We start from the raw sequence: 18,873 nt of genomic DNA on the forward strand, positions 1-18,873 counted from the left end.
CCAATAATGCCGGCTGGCATTTGTGTACAATTTTTTGATACTTGCTGTGTGAGCCGGTTCTCTCGGGTTGGGGTGTGGTTTATAGCGCTCGTATTTAGGGGGAGCAATGCCGCACGGATATCAGATAAAAGCGCTGCGCTATAGGCGAGGGGATAAATGGAGCTGATCGATAACATTAACCAGCTACTGGGCGATGATCTCAAGAAAACCTTAAAATCTGGCGCCAGGCTGAAAATTGCTGCCTCATGCTTCTCCATCTATGCCTTTGAAGCTCTCAAAGATGAGCTGGAGCAAATTGAAAGCTTGCAGTTTATCTTTACTTCCCCAGCCTTCGTGCCCAGTGAGGTGACCGATAAACTTCGCAAGGAGCGCCGCGAATTTCATATTCCACAACTGGAGCGTGAACGGAGTTTATACGGCAGTGAGTTTGAGATACAGCTGCGCAACAAGCTCACCCAGCGGGCCATAGCCCGTGAATGTGCAGACTGGATGCGCCGTAAGGTCACCTTCAAGAGCAACCACAGTAAATCTGCGATGCAGCAGTTCGCTTGTGTGAACGAACAGGGCGCGAGTACAGCCTACATGCCACTGCATGGCTTCACTGCTGTCGATCTTGGGTATCAACAGGGCGATGCGGTTTCAAACTTCGTACACAAAGTTAATGACCAGGCCAGCACAGCTAGCTATCTAAGCCTGTTTGATCAGATATGGGAAGATTCCGAAAAACTGGAGGACGTAACAGATCAGGTTTGTGAGCATATTGAGTCTGTATATCGCGAGAACTCCCCAGAGAGCATCTATTTCTTGATGCTCTACAACATCTTCAATGAATTCCTGGAAGATATTGATGAGGATGTGCTCCCCAACGACCGGACAGGGTACCAGGACACTCTTGTCTGGCAGAAGCTGTTTAATTACCAGAAAGATGCCGCTATCGGCATTATCAACAAGCTGGAAACTTACAATGGCTGCATCCTTGCGGACAGCGTGGGGTTGGGGAAAACTTTCAGCGCATTGGCGGTAATCAAGTACTACGAATTACGCAATCGCTCAGTATTGGTGCTCTGTCCCAAAAAGCTTGCTGACAACTGGTTGAACTACAACAGTAATCTAACCACCAATATATTCGCCGAAGACCGCTTTAATTACGACGTACTTTGCCATACCGACCTCAGCCGAACCGGTGGGGAGTCTTTTGGCATGGCCCTCAATCGCGTGAACTGGGGTAACTATGACCTGGTTGTCATTGATGAATCCCACAACTTTCGCAACAACGATGCCTACAAAGACAAGGAAACCCGCTACCAGAAACTGATGAATAAGGTTATTAAGGCGGGGGTAAAAACCAAGGTCTTGATGCTTTCAGCTACGCCGGTAAATAACCGATTTAACGATTTGCGCAACCAATTGGCGCTTGCCTATGAAGGCAGTTCGGAGAATCTGAGCAGCAAGTTGCGAACCAGTCATTCTGTGGAAAAGATATTTCGTAATGCGCAAACGGCATTCAACAATTGGTCAAAATTGCCGCCCCAAGAACGCACAGCGAAAGCCATACTGAACTCCCTGGATTTTGATTTTTTCGAATTGCTAGACAGCGTTACCATTGCGCGATCACGCAAGCATATTACAACCTTCTACGATACCACTGACATCGGCCATTTCCCTGAACGTCGTAAGCCGCTCTCATTTCGTTGCCCGTTGACCATGCTGGGCGACACCATGAGTTTTAATGATATCTACCAGCAGCTCGCCCTGCTCAAACTGGCGGTCTATGCGCCAGTTAGTTACATCCTGCCTAGCCGACTGAAAAAATATGAGGAACTATACGACACTCAGGTCTCAAGCGGTGGAGGGAAGCTCAAACAAACCGACAGGGAAAAGAGCTTGCAGGCACTGATGACAGTGAACCTGCTAAAACGCTTGGAAAGCTCAGTGCATGCTTTCCGTCTTACTTTGCAAACCCTGAGAGATAACCACCAGAGCACGCTCGAGCGAATCTCCGAGTATCACCAATCCGGTGGCGAGAGGGATATCAGTGATTACACTGATATCTTGGAAACACTTGACCCAGAAGATGACGAAATTCCGGAATTCGAGGATAGCGGAAACCTGGTCGGCGGAAAGGTAAAGATTAGCCTTTCCGATATGGATCTTCCTTCCTGGGAGCGCGAGCTCCAGAGTGATCTGGAAATTATCAAAGGCTTGCTCACCGAAATGGAGAAAATCGGACCGCGAGACGATGCCAAGCTCCAGCATCTAAAGGATCATGTGTTGGGCAAGATTGCCAGCCCGATAAACCCAGGCAACAGAAAGGTGCTGATTTTCACCGCGTTCGCAGACACGGCAGATTACCTTTATCAAAACTTGGCACCACTTCTACAGGAAAGCTGCGGCCTCCATAGTGCCAGAATCACAGGCCAAGGCGGACCAAAGTCTACTTTGCAGAGCCGCACCCGGCGGCAACATTATGATTTTCAGGAAGTGCTCACTCTCTTTGCGCCTAAAGCCAAAGAAAAGTCATCTGTCATGTCTGACGAGCCCGGCGAAATCGATTTGCTGATTGCCACCGATTGCATTTCCGAAGGTCAAAACCTACAAGATTGCGATTATTTGATTAATTACGACATCCACTGGAATCCGGTACGCATTATCCAGCGCTTTGGTCGGGTGGACCGCATTGGCTCCCCAAACCAGAGCATTCAGCTGGCTAATTACTGGCCAGATATCTCCTTGGATGAGTACATCAACCTTAAAGAGCGGGTCGAAAGCCGTATGACCATCGTCGACGTGACCGCTACCGGCGATGACAACGTGCTCTCCGCCCAGGCCAACGACGTGGCTTACCGCAAGGAACAACTACGCCGGCTGCAAGAAGAAGTCATCGAGTTGGAAGATCTGAAAACCGGAATTGCCATCACAGACCTGGGGCTCAATGACTTTCGCATGGATCTACTCAACTATGTGAAAGCTAATGGCGAATTGGACAAGGTGCCCAACGGCCTTCACACAGTGATTCCGGCAAACCTGGATAAAGGGTTGGAGCCGGGTGTTATTTTCACGCTGCGTAACCGAAATGCCGAAATCAACGCTGCACCCCATTTACCTAACCATAACCTCCTTCATCCTTACTACCTGGTATATATCAGCCAGGATGGCCAAGTGCTGAGTGATCACACTCAGGTCAAACGCCTTCTCGACTTGGCTCGCAGTGCGTGCAAAGGCCGCGCCCAGGCACTTCCGGAGGTCTATACACCCTTTAACCGTATCACTGCCGACGGGCGTAAAATGGATAGTTATTCGACTCTATTGGACCAGGCTATAGGTAGTATTATCGAGGTGCAGGAAGAAAAAGACTTGGACAGCCTGTTTAAAGGCGGCCGTACCACGGCACTTACGAATGCGATTAATGGGCTTGATGACTTTGAGCTACTGTCATTCATCGTCATTCTGCCGGAGCCGCAAGAATGAGCGAGCAGGCCAAAAGTGACGTCCTGTTTGACTGCCCGGAGCATACCCGGGTGGGCCGTCAAGTTCCCAAGCGCCGTATCATTGATGCAGCCAAACCTGGTAAGCGGGTGCGGGAGCTACTGACTCGGCAGGTGGAGAAAATTGTATGGCAAAACAAGCTGGCCCCGGAAACGCTCAACCTGCCTGCCACTCGATCCGTACCCGAAATTCAGATCTTTCGCGTATTTTTGAAGCAGGAAGGCTCTGGTGATGGGTTGCCCGAAGACGTACTGCGCTGCATTGACGGCGCTATTGGTTTTCCTGTCCTCTTTGAGCTGATTAGGGCTGATGAGCAGATTCGTCTTGTAGCTGGTTACAAACGCCCAAGCGAAGCGAAGCTAGATAAATGGGTAATCGATGGTTACTTCGCCAGTAACTGGGGGCCGGCAGGAAAACCACGGGAAGCTTTGCCTGTAGCTCTTGATCTAGGCTCGCTATACAAGCAGATATTACAGCGACTCATTCCACTGCGAACCCAAAATAATGAGAATCTTGAAAAGCTGATTAATCGCGTAAGCAGGGCGCGTGCAAAAGAGCGAGAAATAGAAAAAACACAGTCCATGCTGGAACGCGAAAAGCAGTTCAACCGTAAAGTGGATGTTAATAGCCGCTTGAGAAAGCTGAAGGAAGAATTAGAACAAATAAAGAGAGGGGGCGGCAATGAGTGAGCCTGATATTTTGGATTCAGACAATGAAAACCTTGGTGGCCTTGCTGAGAATACGCTATCTCATTTTTTGGTTATCGAAGAAGCGGCTAAAGCAGGCTTACAAAGTCCTCCATCCCAAAGTGCTGAAGCGTTGGGGTATGTCAATACCATGACGTCTGAGGAGACGATTGAGCGGATGAATCAGGCGAACCTGGCCGCCATCGAGAATTATCGAACGCTGTCCGTTGAGCCTGCCATTGCCCGTGTGGTTGCATTGGGTGAGAGTGGGGATGAAGAAATTTACTATATTTGTCGTGCATCCGGTGGGGTTAATGGGGTTGTCAGTTATCGCGCTCCGGTCGGGCGGTTGGCTTCTTTGGAAATTGGAGATGAACTCACGCTTCCTAACGGGCGCACTCTTGAAGTCATAGAGCGAGTAAAGCTAAGGCCCGGCAAGAATGACCACGGGTGGGATTCGAAAGATAGCGTTTTTGAGTCTGATAGCATCGGCCTAATAACTATTGAATCTTTGCGTGCCCTGTTGCCTAAGGACGCAAGCGATAGCGAAGTCGAAAATATACTTGATCAGATGTTGGCGGAAGAGGAGGAAAATAAGAATATCATAAGGGGCCTGCGGCGGAGACGAATCACAAGGATGGGGCTCCGAGATCAACCAATACTTGATCGGTATCAGGATGAAATATTTCGTCTTCCCCTTGACCGCCGATTAATGATTATGGGGCCACCTGGCACCGGGAAAACCACGACCTTGATACGGCGTCTTGGTCAAAAGCTTGATATCGATTTCCTGGATCAGAACGAACGAAATTTAATTAATGCCATTAATGCGCCGGAGTCACCACCCCACGCAAATAGCTGGCTGATGTTTACGCCTACCGAACTTCTGAAGCAGTACCTGAAGGAAGCATTCTCTCGTGAAGGAGTGCCAGCATCAGATCAGCGTATCCGCACATGGCAGGATTATCGAAGAGAGTTGGCGAGAAATACTTTCGGCGTGCTGAAGACGTCAAGCGGTGGTGGCTCCTACGTGTTGAAAGAGGAGATTCAGAATCTGGCCGAGGACTCCAAGGTGGATGCAATCGCTTGGTTTGAAGATTTCGATGCTTGGCAGAAAGGAATCTACCTCCAGGAATTGCTTGATTCTTCTATCAGGCTTAAAGAATCCAAAATCTCAGACATTGCTGCCCTTGGTTATCGTCTAAATGCCACTGTCAAGAAGTCAGATAAATCATCTATTTCAGCAATGTTTGAGCTTCTGGCGGGAGATAGCGCCGGGATTCAAAAGCTTGTTGTCGAACTGAAAGAAAAAACAGACAGGAAAATTAGGGGAGCCCTGAACTTGCAACTTAATAAAAGTCGCAGTTTCCTGGATGAGTTTTCGGTATTCATCGACTCTCTCAGGCAGCTTCAATCCGCTGAAGAGAGTGACCAGGAAGAACCGGATTACGATGAAGATGAAGAGGGCGGTCTCGCGCCACGAACCGGGCGTGCTGCAGCTTTGAGCGCATACATGAGCGCAGTGCGTGCCCAAGCTCGCGCTACGGCGTCTGGCCGCACTATCAGCAAAAATTCCAGGATCGGGAAAATCATTGAGTGGCTTGATGATCGGATTTTATCAAAAAGTGATCTGTCTGAAGTAGGTATTAGTTTGGTCATCCAGACTAACGCACGTCACTTTATTAATCCGGTAAAGCGCTACCTTGACGGCGTGCCGAAAAGGTATCGCGCATTTCGGAGAGAAAGGCAGAAGGAAGAGCGCTGGTACAGAAGAGAGAGGTTTGATGCGAAAGACCTCCATCCCCTGGAGTTAGATATTATTCTTTTGTCTATGCTGCGATCAGCTGCAGAGCTCCTTGGCAGGAAAAACGTTCTGCGCAATCTCAATGATCCTGCCTGGTCATCACTCCAATCGATTATGGGACATTACCGCCATCAGGTGCTAGTAGATGAAGCAACAGACTTTTCTCCCATACAGCTGGCATGTATGGCTGCATTGACTAATCCGCGCTTGCCGTCATTTTTTGCCAGCGGTGACTTCAATCAACGGCTTACCTCTTGGGGTGCCCAATCGCGAGATGAACTGAAGTGGGTATTTCCAGATTTTGATATACAGCAAATAACCGTTTCTTACCGGCAGAGCAGGCAGCTAAACGAACTGGCAAGGGCTATTATTAAGAATTTTGGCAATGCGGACAGCGAAGCGACCTTACCGGCCAATATGGATTGCGAGGGTGTTGTGCCCGCCTTAATAGAGGGCGCGGACAGTATTGAATGCGTCGCGGAATGGTTATCTGAGCGAATCTGTGAAATCGAAGAATCCATCGGCCAGTTACCGTCTACGGCCATATTCGTAAATAATGAAGCGGATGTAGACCCCCTTGCTGAAGCGGTAAATGCCAAGCTCTCTGAGCACAATATTCGGGTTGTTCCGTGTCTCAAAGGTCAGGCTGTGGGCCAAGAGGGACATGTGCGTGTATTTGACATACAGCATATCAAGGGCCTGGAATTTGAAGCTGCTTTCTATGTGGGTATTGATCAACTCGCGAAAAAATATCCCAGCCTGTTCGATAAGTACCTGTATGTGGGGGCAACACGCGCAGCCACGTATCTTGGAATGACCTGTGAGGCGAATTTGCCAAAGGATATTGAGGGGTTAAGGGCGCACTTTGGCATTAACTGGCAGCAGTAGGCTAAAGATTCAAATCAAATTAACGGCTGGAAGCTAAGGGGCCTAATAATGAGCGAGGCAGGTGATCAGGTTAAACAGGGAGAGTTTCTCAATATATTAAAGGTCAGAGATGACCCAAGGCCTCTGTACTTCAACAAAAATGATGACGAAAGTATAGATTGGAAGGAGGGTTCAGATGCGGCATGGGCTCAGGAAGAAGGGAGCTGCACCAAGGTCCTGAGGAAAAGGATCGAGCCATGGCTGACCTCGCTATTCCAGTCTGAACACCTATCCCTGTTAGCAGGTTCGGGACTGACGCATGCTGTTCACTGCTTGGCACAAGGTAAGCCGGCAGCAGGAATGAACAAGCTTCCTCTTAAAACAAAAAGTGTTGAGATCGATAGGGAAGCCGAAAAATCAGCAGAATTAGCTGGTCGGGAAAAGGGGAACCTGGAAGACCAGTTGAGAATTGCGAATGAACTTCTTCGAGGTTTGGATATTCTTGGGGATGACTCAGCAGGTTCACTCCGAGATGAGCTGAAGGATGGGATGTCGGAGTTCGCAAAATCCATTCTTGAAAGCGAGAAGGGTATTGTTTCAGCGGACGCAGAGAAAAGGGATCAAGCGCTAAATACCTTAGTGACCTTTTTAATGAGCTTTGCCAGCCGTACAGGTGTGCGCGACCGGCTGAACATATTTACAACGAATTATGATCGTTTAGTGGAAGCCGGTGCTGAATTGGCAGGCTTGCATTTGCTTGATCGTTTTTTGGGCAATCTAATGCCAATATTCAGGTCGTCGCGGTTAGATCTGGATATGCACTATAATCCGCCAGGCATTCGTGGTGAGCCGCGCTATCTGGAAGGCGTTGCACGCTATACAAAATTACATGGCTCGGTCGATTGGGTGCAAACTGGGAGGGATATACGCCGTATAGGTCTACCGTTGGGGGCGGATGAAGTGGCTCCTTATCTGAATGTTCCAGGTTTCCAGGGCGTCACAGAAAACAAATTGATGATTTATCCCAACGCGGCAAAAGATCAGGAGACCGCAAACTATCCTTATGTTGAATTGTTCCGTGACCTCGCATCCGCTGTTTGCCGCCCAAACAGTACGCTCGTTACCTATGGCTATAGTTTTGGGGATGAACATATCAACCGCGTAATTCGAGATATGCTCACTATCCCATCGACGCACCTGGTTGTGATATCAAGGGATGATAACCTGGGCCGGATAATGAAAAATTATGATGAAATTGGCCGGTCATCTCAGATCAGCCTGATGATTGGCCCCGCACTGGCTGACTTAAGCATTCTGACAGAAAGCTTTCTGCCCAAAGCCTCTATTGATAAGACTACCTCTCGTATGAGCGAGTTACTGAAACAGAGATTTGATGCTCAACAGGGGCCAGTTAATCAGTCTTCAGGGAAGGCGCAGTCTGACGACTTGGGTGGATTGATATGACAGTATCTCCCCAAGCGTATGCTGACTCGCTCCGTATAGGCACCGTAGACTTTGTATCACCAGACGAAGTCAAAGTCCTTTTGGATATCGAGACGCCAGATGCTGTGGCGCTGAACACAGGCATGCCTCGCCCCTTTCCGCGAATCAATGGGTATGTCTTGATTCCGAGTGACCAAGGCCATCTGGTTGCCCAAGTAGAGTGGATTACCATTGAGCGCTCTCAGTATCCAAAACGAAAAGGGATGCAGGACTTCGGCCTGGTCGACTTGCCATATCCACTGCGAAAGATGAGTCTCAACCCCCTCGGGAGCCTTGTTTATGAAGGCAGGAGGGGCGAATCCGATGAATTTAGTTTCAAACGGGGCGTTGAATCCTACCCCACCGTTGGTGACCCGGTGTTACTGCCTACTGAAGTACAACTCAGGTCTATTGTTGAATCTGGTGATAACCGCCATGTAAAAATTGGGACAAGCCCCCTGGCGGCCAATGCTGAGGTTTGCGTTGATCCTGATCGCCTCTTCGGGCGCCACCTGGCAGTGCTGGGGAACACAGGGAGTGGGAAGTCCTGCTCCGTGGCAGGGCTGATCCGCTGGTCGCTGGAAGCAGCGAAGAAAAAAAGCGGGGTTAACCCCAATGCACGCTTTATCGTTCTTGACCCCAATGGGGAGTATGCCAATACCTTCAAGGATATGGGAGATGTTCGCGTATTTGCGGTTGAATCAAGTGAGAGCGTCGAGCAATTGCAGGTGCCCTTGTGGTTCTGGAATAGCACGGAATGGGGCGCATTTACCCAAGCTAGTGCAAAAACACAGCGGCCAACGCTTATTCAGTCCCTTCGTTCAGTCCGCGATGGGTCTTTGGCGACCGCAGTTACACCAAGTCATGAGATGCGCCGCTATTTACGTACATTAATCTCTGCTCTGCTTATGGATCGAAACTCCGGTAATCCATGGAAAGGGCCTGGACCGGCAAAAGGATTTAGCGAAAAACTAGCGGAATGGAAAAAGTGTCTAATTAAAGACGCTTCATTTAGTACAGAGGAAGATGAAGCCCTCGATAATTTGTTAATCCATATCGACAATTTGAATAGTGAACATCCAGGTCCATGGCCGAAGGTCTTTAATCTTGGGGAAGTAGAAGCGCTTCTTAACATGTTGAGCGAGACGCATTCTGTTTTCGGGGGCAGTGACACGGATGCTCTCCCTGTCGACGCAGATGTTCCTCGCGCCTTTACAGGTGATCAGCTTCTACGCAGCGTGGAAGCCAATGCAGAGTTGTTAAATGTCTCCGAGTTCGTTGAGACCATGTTAATGCGTATCCGAACTATTCTTTCGGACAGCCGCATGAAAAATATCACCAGCGGTTTGGAGGATACAACGCTAGATGGTTGGTTAGCTGACTATATCGGTGGCAACCAAGCCGCAAATGGCTCGGTTACGGTAATTGACCTGTCATTAGTGCCAGCAGAAGTAGTGCACATTATCACGGCTGTAGTGGCGCGCATGACGCTGGAGGCCTTGCAACGTTACCGCAACCTTAATAAGGGCAAGACCTTACCAACCGCATTAGTCATGGAAGAGGCTCACACGTTTATTCGTCGATACTCTGACGATGCAGAGAACCAGAACTCAGCTGCGATTTGCTGTCAAGTTTTCGAGAAAATAGCACGTGAAGGGCGAAAGTTCGGCTTGGGTCTAGTGCTATCATCGCAGCGACCCAGTGAGCTTTCTCCAACAGTGCTTTCTCAATGCAACAGCTACTTATTGCACCGGATCAGCAATGATCGTGACCAGGACTTGGTGCATAAACTGGTCCCGGACAATCTTCGTGGATTGTTGCGTGATCTTCCGTCTTTACCGTCTCAGCATGCCATTTTGCTGGGGTGGGCATCAGAGCTGCCGGTGCTTGTGAAGATGAATGGTTTGCGCGCCGAGCATCGACCAAAGTCGGATGACCCAGATTTCTGGTCGGTATGGTCTGGGGAGTCGGCGCGAAACGTCGACTGGAAGGAAATCGCCTCTGATTGGCAACAGGTACAAACAAGCGATACGGATGATGACACAGAGGACTTGATTGGCCGCACCGATGAGGATGATACCGATATTCCGTTCTAGGGCGCTTTCCAAACCGTGTACAGAAAAATCAAATAGAGAATTACACCGCTGAATCAAATCAGCAGTAAGAGAGCAAAACATGGACAAATTGAAAATGCACTCGCCAGACATGACACAAGAGAACATTGCCCGTATTCGGGAGCTATTCCCTGGGTGCGTTACAGAGGCGAAAGACGAGGATGGTGGCGTGAAGCTGGCAGTAGACTTTGATCAGTTGCGTCAGGAGTTGAGTGACTCCATCGTAGAGGGGCCGCAAGAGCGCTACCATCTGAACTGGCCGGGAAAGCGCGAGGCACTTTTGACTGCTAATGCGCCCATTGCCAAGACGCTGCGCCCCTGTCGTGAGGAGAGTGTGGATTTTGACAGTACTCAGAACTTGTTTATCGAAGGCGATAATCTGGATGCGTTGAAATTATTGCAGGAGACTTATCTTGGCAAGGTGAAAATGATCTATATCGATCCGCCCTATAACACCGGAAATGATTTTATCTACGAAGATGATTTTGCAGAATGTGTTGATGATTACCTAAAGCGCTCTAACCAAATGGACGAAGAGGGCAATAGGCTTATTTCTAATTCTGCCTCCAATGGACGATTCCACTCCGATTGGCTAACCATGATGTATTCAAGACTGCGACTGGCAAGTAGGTTGCTGAGTGATGATGGAGTCTTGTTTGTAAGTATTGATGACAATGAAGCGCATAATCTTATTTCTATTGGTTCGGAGATATTTGGAGCAGAAAACTATGTGGCGCAACTGGCTGTTCAGTTGAATCCCAGAGGGCGTCACCTCGACCGCTTCGTTGCAAAGACGCATGAAACGGTGCTTGTGTTCGTTAAGGATGGGCTGAATGCTAATTCCATCCATGGAATCGAAAAAGAAGGCCGAATGGTTAAGGAATATAATAGAGAGGATGAAAGTGGTCCCTTCCGACTCCTTGGTCTAAGGAATCGAAACCAATCTTTTAACCCAGATACTCGTCCTAAGCTCTACTACCCGCTTTATGTTAATGAAATGACTGGCAAGGTTTCTCTTGAAAAGGATGTTGAGCACACAGTAGAGGTTTGGCCAGATGCTCCAAATGGTGTTAAGACCTGCTGGACATGGGGTAAAGATAAGGTTTTGAAGGAAGGGGGCCTATTATTCGCTGAACAAATTGGAAGTGAATGGCGTGTTTTTCGAAAAGACTATTTGCATAATGCGGATGGCGATATAGCTAAAACATTAGTTAAGTCGTTATGGACAGAAAAAGAAATAACAAATGATTATGGAAGGAAAGCAATAAAAAATTTGTTTGGGTCCGCAATCATGGATTTCCCAAAATCACCTGAACTATTGTCAAAATTAGTAAAGATTGGTAGCCATAGAGACTCTATAGTCATGGACTTTTTTTCGGGGTCTGCATCTACCGCTGAGGCTGTCTTCTCGGTTAATGCTGAGGATGGTGGTAATAGAAGGTTTATAATGGTCCAGCTTCCAGAGCAAGTTGATCCAGGGTCACAGGCCGGCAAGGAGGGGTTTCGAGTTATTGCGGATATTGGCAAAGAACGCATCCGCCGATCCGGAAAAAATGTTATTAAAGGCGAATACCGAGAAGGGTGGAGTGGAGATGTCGGCTTCCGTGTATTAAAAGTCGATATGTCTAACATGACTGAGGTTTACTATTCGCCAGATTCATTAGACAAGAAAAATATTGACTTTTTTATCGATAACATTAAGCCCGGCCGCACCCCAGAAGACCTGCTGTTTCAGGTGATGTTGGACTGGGGGATAGACTTGGCACTTCCCATCGAAAAGCAAGATATTCAAGGGCGTGAGGTCTTCTTCGTGGATTGCAACGCCTTGGTTGCATGTTTCGATGCTCACGGTAGGATTGACGAGAATTTCGTCAAGGAGCTGGCCAAAACTGTGCCGCTGCGTGCAGTCTTTCGCGATGCTGGCTTTAAGGATGATGCTGTGCGCATCAATGTGGAACAGATTTTCAAGCAGCTGTCTCCCTCCACCGAAGTGAAGTGCATCTAAGGCAACGGTATGAAGCTCAAGTTCAAGACACAGGCCTACCAGAGCGCAGCTGTGCAGGCTGTAGTCGATTGTTTCTCCGGGCAGCCTAACCTGTGTGGTGTCCGCTATCGTATGGACCCGGGGGTTAGGCCAGCACCTGCATCCGCTAGCCCCCAATCTGCTTTATTTGGGGAAGAGGCTGAGCCAGCCGAGCAAGATGCGGCTTTTCGTAATGCGGATATTGTGTTGCCTGATGAGCAGTTGTTGGAGAATATCCAGCAGGTGCAACGGCAACAAAATCTGCCTGTTACTAGTGCATTAGATGACTTCTTCACGTTAAACAACAAAGGCTCGCAAGTTCCCGTTAAAGCCAAGTACAAAAAACTGGCAGCTGATATTAGTCACCTGCACTTGGATGTTGAAATGGAGACGGGCACCGGGAAAACGTATTGTTATATCAAAAGCATTTTTGAGCTTAACAAGCAGTACGGATGGAGCAAGTTTATTATCGTGGTGCCTTCCATCGCTATTCGAGAAGGTGTGGCCAAGTCCCTCGAAATTACCGCCGAACACTTTCTGGAGACGTATCACAAGAAAGCTCGGTTTTTCATTTACGACTCTAAGCAGCTGCACCATTTGGAGAGCTTTTCGTCGGATGCTGGTATTAACGTGATGGTTATCAACGTGCAGGCATTCAATGCTACTGGCAAGGACGCGCGGCGCATTTACGAAGAGCTGGACGACTTTCAATCCCGGCGCCCGATTGATGTGATTAGTGCTAACCGTCCTATATTGATCCTGGATGAGCCACAAAAAATGGAGGGGGACAAAACCCTCAAGTCCCTGGCCAATTTCCGGCCATTGATGGTGCTGCGTTATTCTGCCACCCATAAAACCAGTCACAACAAGATCCACCGGTTGGATGCCCTGGATGCCTACAATCAAAAACTGGTCAAGAAAATCGCCGTGCGAGGTATCGCGGTTAAGGGGTTGGCAGGTACTAACGCTTACCTCTATCTACAGTCCATCGAGATATCCAGCACCCATCCACCTATCGCCCGTGTGGAACTTGAGAAGAAGCAGGCCAATGGCACGATCAAGCAGGTGCTGCGCAAGTTATCCAAGGGCGATAACCTGTTTGAGCTCTCTGGTGGATTGGACCAGTACAAGGGTTTTGTGGTGGCGGATATCAACGCTAATACGGATACCCTGAGCTTTACGAATGGTGAAGAGCTGTTTGTGGGTGATGTCTCAAGGGATGTCAACGAAGCTACCCTGCGCCGTATTCAGATTCGCGAAGCCATCAAGGCCCATTTTGATAAAGAGCAGGCGCTGTTCCAGCAGGGTGTCAAGGTGCTGAGCTTGTTCTTTATTGACGAGGTGGCCAAATACCGTGATTACGATGCCGAAGATGAGAAGGGCGAATACGCCCGCATTTTCGAGGAAGAATACAATCAGTACCTGAACGAAGTGCTGGACCTGGATGAAACGCCTTATATTCAGTACCTGAAAGCCATTGACGTTGATAAGACTCACAATGGTTACTTCTCTATCGACAAAAAGAGCAAGAAGCTTGTGGACCCCAAGGTGAAGGCTCGGGGTGAAGGTGCTGGTGAGGCGGATGATGTAGACGCCTACGACTTGATTCTTAAAGACAAAGAGCGGCTGCTTTCTTTCGATGAACCGGTGCGCTTTATCTTCTCCCACTCAGCTCTGCGCGAGGGCTGGGATAATCCAAACGTTTTCGTGATCTGCGCCCTCAAGCACAGCGATAACACGGTTTCACGTCGCCAAGAGGTAGGGCGAGGCTTGCGTCTGGCGGTGGATCAGCATGGTGACCGAATGGATCACCCGGCTACAGTACATGACATTAATGTGCTCACGGTTGTCGCCAGCGAGAGTTACAAGGACTTTGTAGCTGCGCTACAGAAGGATATCAGCGAGACCCTGTCTGCTCGCCCGCGTGTGGCCGATGAGGGCTATTTCACTGGCAAGGTAATGCATACCCCTGAAGGGGATATTACCGTTACCGAGAAAATGGCCAAGCAAATTTACCGTTACTTGCTGAAGAATGACTACACCGATGATGCGGACCATATTACCGAGAGCTATCACAAAGACAAAAAGGACGGTGATTTGGCACAGTTGCCAGAGGAGCTTCAGCCCCATGCTGAGCAGGTGTTCGCGCTGATTGATAGTGTCTTTAGCGGTGCTGACGTGATTGATATTGGCGATGACAGGCGCCCTAAGAAGAACCCGCTAAATAATAATTTCGATAAGGCTGAATTCAAGGCGCTATGGAATCGAATCAACCGTAAAGCCGCTTATACAGTGAAATTCGACTCCGAAGAATTGGTCCAGAAATCCGTATCTATTCTTAATGACAAGGACAAGGGCCTCAAAGTTACCCCGCTTCAGTACATCGTTCAGAAAGGCGAGCAAAAATCGCTGGTTGGTTATGAGGACTTTAAGAAAGGAGATGGGTTCGAAATTCGTGAAACTGAAACGGAAAGGAACAAGAACTCTATTCATTCCTCCGTTCATTATGACCTTATCGGAAAAATCGTTGAAGGAACGTTGCTGACACGCCGCACCGTAGCCGCCATCTTGAAGGGCATGAATAATGCCGTTTTCTCTCAATTCAAAACCAATCCAGAGAATTTTATCTCTGAGGCTATTCGGCTGATTAATGAGCAAAAAGCGACCATGATTGTCGAGCACCTGGCCTACGACCCCGTTGATGATCGCTATGAGCTGGATATTTTCACCGATGGCCAGAGCAAGCAGAATTTCAGCGCTGCCGGTGAAAGGTTGAAACGTCATATCTACGACTATGCCATCACGGATTCTCAGGTGGAGCGGGACTTCGTTAGGGAGCTGGACACTAGTTCAGAAGTGGTTGTTTACGCCAAGCTGCCCAGGGGGTTCCTGATACCAACACCGGTTGGCGACTATAATCCGGACTGGGCGATCTCTTTTAAAGAAGGGGCGGTGAAACATGTCTATTTCGTGGCAGAAACGAAGGGCTCCATGTCCAGTATGGATCTTCGCCCCATAGAAGAGACCAAAATTGCCTGCGCTCGCAAGTTCTTTGATGACATTAACAAGAAGTATGCTCCTGAAAATGTCAGATATGACGTGGTAAATAGCTATGGGAAATTGATGGAGCTTGTAAAGTAATTTTGCAATGCAGCCATCCAGGAACGACGGTGGCAGCACACTGCAACGTGTGCTTCAGGTTATCGGGGACTCCTCTCGATGGGCTTGCCTCAGATGGGGCCTCTCATACCTTCGTGATTCGTGCCGGGAAACGCGGCTTGGCGGTTCCCAAATGTTTCCATGATTGGGGTCGCTTTATTTCTGATCATGAACCTTCTGGATATGATGATTTATGGCTGGCTGAATTTGAAAAGCTGGTGTCGCTGAGTGTTTCGCCGAAGCTTGAGAGTGAAGTGAGGCTGTGGATTAAGGAGGTTATTGAGATAGCGGAGATATCAGATTCGCTAGTAATAGAAAGAGATGAGCTCGAGCGCGTTCGGCTTGCCATTCCAAAATGTGAAATACCCACTTCGCTGTCTTTGGTTGCAAAGAAAAAAGAAATAGGCAGGGCTCCCGAGGGAGTCCCGTCCGTTTGTTATTGAAACTCCCAGGTCCATTGACCATTTGCATCGGCTACTGTCACTTCAACGATGTTGCAGCGACGGTATGTGGACCATTTGAATTTCTGGCCGAACTTCATTTTTACCGGAAAGGGTTTGATATATTCATAGATTCCCGGTGCGTACAGGCCCATTTGGCCTATCTGTATCGCGAAGTAAGATGGGTCCGCTTCTTTCCTGCGGGCATATTCATCCCGTGAAATTCGTTTACCGAGTTTGTTTGATTGGATTCTGCAATTGCCCCTATTGATCACGATATCATTGATATCTGCCGTGTCTTCAGTGGCGGTCAGATAGACCGTATTACCACGGACTTCGATATCGACGGACGGTTGACCTTGGGCTTCAGCTCGCGCTTGGGCTAATGCCGCATCTTCGCCCATAGTCTCCACAGACTCAATGTAACCAGGAGGAGCGATAAACATACCGCTTACTTCGATCCAGTCGGCGTATTCCCTCAACTCTTTGTGCATCTCTTCAGCGTTCATGCCGTCGAAACGAGAGTAGTCTGGACCCGTGGCTTCTGCCTGGTCATTGACGTAGCCCCGCTGGTAAATACCCCACAGCTCGTCGAACTCAGCTACCGCTGCTTGGTTTTCAAGTTCAGCTTTAAGAGCATTAACGCTCTCGGTGGGGTTGTCTGCGTCATATGTCTCACCGCAGCCCGCCAGTGAGCAAATAGCCATGGACATGATGATGGTTTTGATGAGTGAATGTTTCATGTGAATACCTTTGGGTGTTAATTGGGTAGGGAAGACCCTGTCTGGCAGTAGGTCGCGGGCTAGGAAGAGGGGGTCATCGGCATTCCACGCCAGCTTTAGCGACACTGGTGTAGAAACGTCTGACATTCCCCCGGCCCTGGCTGAAACCTTGCAGCTCCTCGATGGAGTACTGCTGAGCCAGCTTATTGAAGGCGCAGCGGCACATTTCTGTAGGGGCGCTTTGCGTGCATCCTGCGAGGAACTCTCCTTTGACCTTGTTCATGGGGTCGTCCGAGCACCCGGAAGAAAGCAGGGAGAAGACTAATAGGGCAATGCTGATGGGTTGATTCATAGCGCTTCCTTACATCAGTACCAGGCTGATGCCCAGGGCTACGCCAATGACAAGTCCTACGGTTTGCGGTCCCATCATCCAGAACAGCTTGATCCAGATCAGAGATCCCATACCGCCACTGGTGAACATCATGTCGGGCTTGGCGAAACGGCGAATAGCGTCACCAATCAAGGCGCCAATAGTGCCGGTTACGGTTCCCACGACGGCTGCGAATATCTTGGCCATCAAACCGGCCCCCAGCACCATGGCTGAGTTGTTGTAGCTCACCATGATGATAGCCAGCACCAGGGCTGCGATGCCCCACCCAATAGCGGATTTTTGGATGCTGCTGAGCTCCTGTTGCTCTACAGCGCTATTGCTGGCGTCAAAGTCTTCCATTGTCTTTCTCCTTGTTTGAGTTGGTTCTTCCTGAGATCCCCGGGCAGGCATGAGCAGTGTGCCCTGCCTAAAGAAGGTGCTTGCTGGTGGGTTATGTGATCCAAGACGCGGAAAGTATTGCAATGCAATACTATTAAGGTCAAGTGTAGTGATACGACAGAGGTATGGCTCTGCCGTAGCGTTGCTTCATCAGTTAGATGGAGTGGGCGTGATGAGCTTTCCCGAGCGCCTGAAAGCGGCCCGGTTGGCATTGGGGTTGACTCAGGAACAGTTGGGTTTTGAGTTGGATGTCACCAAATCCACGGTTTCCGCATGGGAAAATGGTCGTGATGCTCCAGGTTTTCGTCTTTTCCCTGCCCTGAAACAGGTGCTGGGCGTTTCTCTGGACTACTTGATATGTGGAGATGAGGCGGGCGGCGTCACCGACCCTGCAGGTACCTACGGCGCGGAAGTCCGCAGTGAAGCTGAAGCGCATTTGCTAAAGCGTTACCGCAAACTGTCACACAGGCGCCAGGAAGGCCTGAAGGCGTTACTGGATTAATCTGCAGCCTGCTTACCTGCCAGCTTATTACTTAGCTCAGTGGTTGATTGAGAACGGGATTCCCTGGCATGAGCTGATCCCTCGTGCGAGAACTCCTCAACCACTTGTAACCCCTCCTCCTCCGCATACTCGAACTGGGCATTCAGCAGGCCCGCCTGAGCGACCTTGTCGAGCTCTGCCTGGCTAATCCCCAGATTTTCCATCACCTTGGCTTCTTCTCGGGCATGGGTGACGGCCTCTTTCATGGATTGATTGGCTCTCAGCGTCAGATCCACGTAGTAGATCGGCGCCCGGTGACTCTGGGTGGTGCTCTTCCCGCGCAGTTTCAATTCCAGGGGAAGGGTGGCCAGGTTGCCACCAGAGATGGCATGGAAGTAGCGCAGCCTCGCTGCCAAGGTGCGAATGCTGTTGTATCCGGTGGTGCGGAACACAAAGCAGCCCAGTTCATCCTCTTCCCCGATCCGCACATACAGCCGCCCGTAAGGTTTGCACAGATCGTGGGCGCCGAATTCGCATAGGTCGGGTGAGGGGCAGGGTAACTGCTCCAGGCCCTGGTCGGTGCGGCGCCGGCAGGTCTCCCCGTCGCCACTGCACAGGGGGCGGCCACTCTTGCGCTCAAAGAAGGTGTACTCCGCCCGCAGGTTCAAGTCCGGATCATTAAAGGGCAGGGTGACGGGAATGCTGCGTAGCTTCTTGCCTTGTACCTCCTGGCGCAGGGCCTCATCTAGCGGATGCGGTAGCCAGCCCTCCCGGGTCTGGATCTGGGTAGTGATGGTGAATTGGTCGTCTTTCTCCGGCAGACGCTTGCCGTTCTTTTCC

Annotated in this window: 13 protein-coding genes; 9 read left to right on the plus strand and 4 right to left on the minus strand. The window is 49.6% G+C overall.

Going from position 1 to position 18,873, the window contains the following annotated elements; translation table 11 throughout:
- Positions 1-156 precede the first annotated feature (156 nt).
- The 8 genes from A0251_RS16370 to A0251_RS17465 all read left to right on the plus strand — a co-directional run bounded on the left by A0251_RS16370 (position 157) and on the right by A0251_RS17465 (position 16,064).
- On the plus strand, positions 157-3,468 hold the full coding sequence (locus A0251_RS16370; protein WP_062817912.1) for a helicase-related protein: 3,312 nt from the start codon (positions 157-159) through the stop codon (positions 3,466-3,468).
- Positions 3,465-4,175 carry a DUF4391 domain-containing protein gene (locus A0251_RS16375; RefSeq protein WP_062817913.1) on the plus strand — a complete coding sequence of 237 codons (711 nt, stop codon included), beginning with the start codon at positions 3,465-3,467 and terminating at the stop codon, positions 4,173-4,175. Before A0251_RS16370 ends, A0251_RS16375 begins: the two co-directional genes overlap by 4 nt.
- On the plus strand, positions 4,168-6,864 hold the full coding sequence (locus A0251_RS16380; protein WP_062817914.1) for an ATP-binding domain-containing protein: 2,697 nt from the start codon (positions 4,168-4,170) through the stop codon (positions 6,862-6,864). The genes A0251_RS16375 and A0251_RS16380 overlap by 8 nt, the downstream gene beginning before the upstream one ends.
- 48 nt (positions 6,865-6,912) lie before the next feature.
- Positions 6,913-8,307: an SIR2 family protein gene (locus tag A0251_RS16385; protein ID WP_062817915.1), complete on the plus strand. Its 1,395-nt coding sequence runs from the start codon at positions 6,913-6,915 to the stop codon at positions 8,305-8,307.
- Positions 8,304-10,421: an ATP-binding protein gene (locus A0251_RS16390; RefSeq protein ID WP_062817916.1), complete on the plus strand. Its 2,118-nt coding sequence runs from the start codon at positions 8,304-8,306 to the stop codon at positions 10,419-10,421. The genes A0251_RS16385 and A0251_RS16390 overlap by 4 nt, the downstream gene beginning before the upstream one ends.
- 79 nt (positions 10,422-10,500) lie before the next feature.
- A complete protein-coding gene (locus A0251_RS16395; RefSeq protein WP_062817917.1) occupies positions 10,501-12,444 on the plus strand; it encodes a site-specific DNA-methyltransferase in 1,944 nt (647 codons plus the stop codon).
- A 9-nt stretch (positions 12,445-12,453) separates the two neighbouring features.
- Positions 12,454-15,603, plus strand: coding sequence for a type III restriction-modification system endonuclease (locus tag A0251_RS16400; RefSeq protein ID WP_062817918.1), 3,150 nt, complete (start codon positions 12,454-12,456; stop codon positions 15,601-15,603).
- A 137-nt stretch (positions 15,604-15,740) separates the two neighbouring features.
- A complete protein-coding gene (locus A0251_RS17465) occupies positions 15,741-16,064 on the plus strand; it encodes a hypothetical protein (RefSeq protein WP_156478311.1) in 324 nt (107 codons plus the stop codon).
- Here the strand turns inward: A0251_RS17465 and A0251_RS16405 are convergent.
- From A0251_RS16405 to A0251_RS16415, 3 genes are all read right to left on the minus strand, one after another.
- Positions 16,058-16,804 carry a hypothetical protein gene (locus A0251_RS16405; protein WP_062817919.1) on the minus strand — a complete coding sequence of 249 codons (747 nt, stop codon included), beginning with the start codon at positions 16,802-16,804 and terminating at the stop codon, positions 16,058-16,060. The genes A0251_RS17465 and A0251_RS16405 overlap by 7 nt on opposite strands.
- Positions 16,805-16,877: 73 nt before the next feature.
- Positions 16,878-17,135: a hypothetical protein gene (locus A0251_RS16410; protein ID WP_008929377.1), complete on the minus strand. Its 258-nt coding sequence runs from the start codon at positions 17,133-17,135 to the stop codon at positions 16,878-16,880.
- Between the two features lie 9 nt (positions 17,136-17,144).
- The gene (locus tag A0251_RS16415) at positions 17,145-17,513 is read right to left on the minus strand and encodes a hypothetical protein (protein WP_008929378.1); all 369 of its coding nucleotides are present in this window, start codon (positions 17,511-17,513) and stop codon (positions 17,145-17,147) included.
- Positions 17,514-17,724: 211 nt separating this feature from the next.
- On the opposite strand from A0251_RS16415, the gene A0251_RS16420 reads away from it, so the two are divergent.
- Complete coding sequence (locus tag A0251_RS16420; RefSeq protein ID WP_008929379.1) at positions 17,725-18,054, plus strand: helix-turn-helix domain-containing protein; 330 nt, start codon at positions 17,725-17,727, stop codon at positions 18,052-18,054.
- On the opposite strand, the gene A0251_RS17555 is transcribed toward A0251_RS16420, so the two are convergent.
- Positions 18,051-18,873: hypothetical protein (locus tag A0251_RS17555; protein WP_062817920.1), on the minus strand; the 823-nt coding region annotated here is incomplete at its 5' end. The two genes, A0251_RS16420 and A0251_RS17555, sit on opposite strands and share 4 nt — an antisense overlap.

The sequence above is a fragment of the Alcanivorax sp. NBRC 102024 genome (genome assembly GCF_001602235.1).
In the GTDB taxonomy this organism is placed as follows: Bacteria; Pseudomonadota; Gammaproteobacteria; order Pseudomonadales; family Alcanivoracaceae; genus Alcanivorax.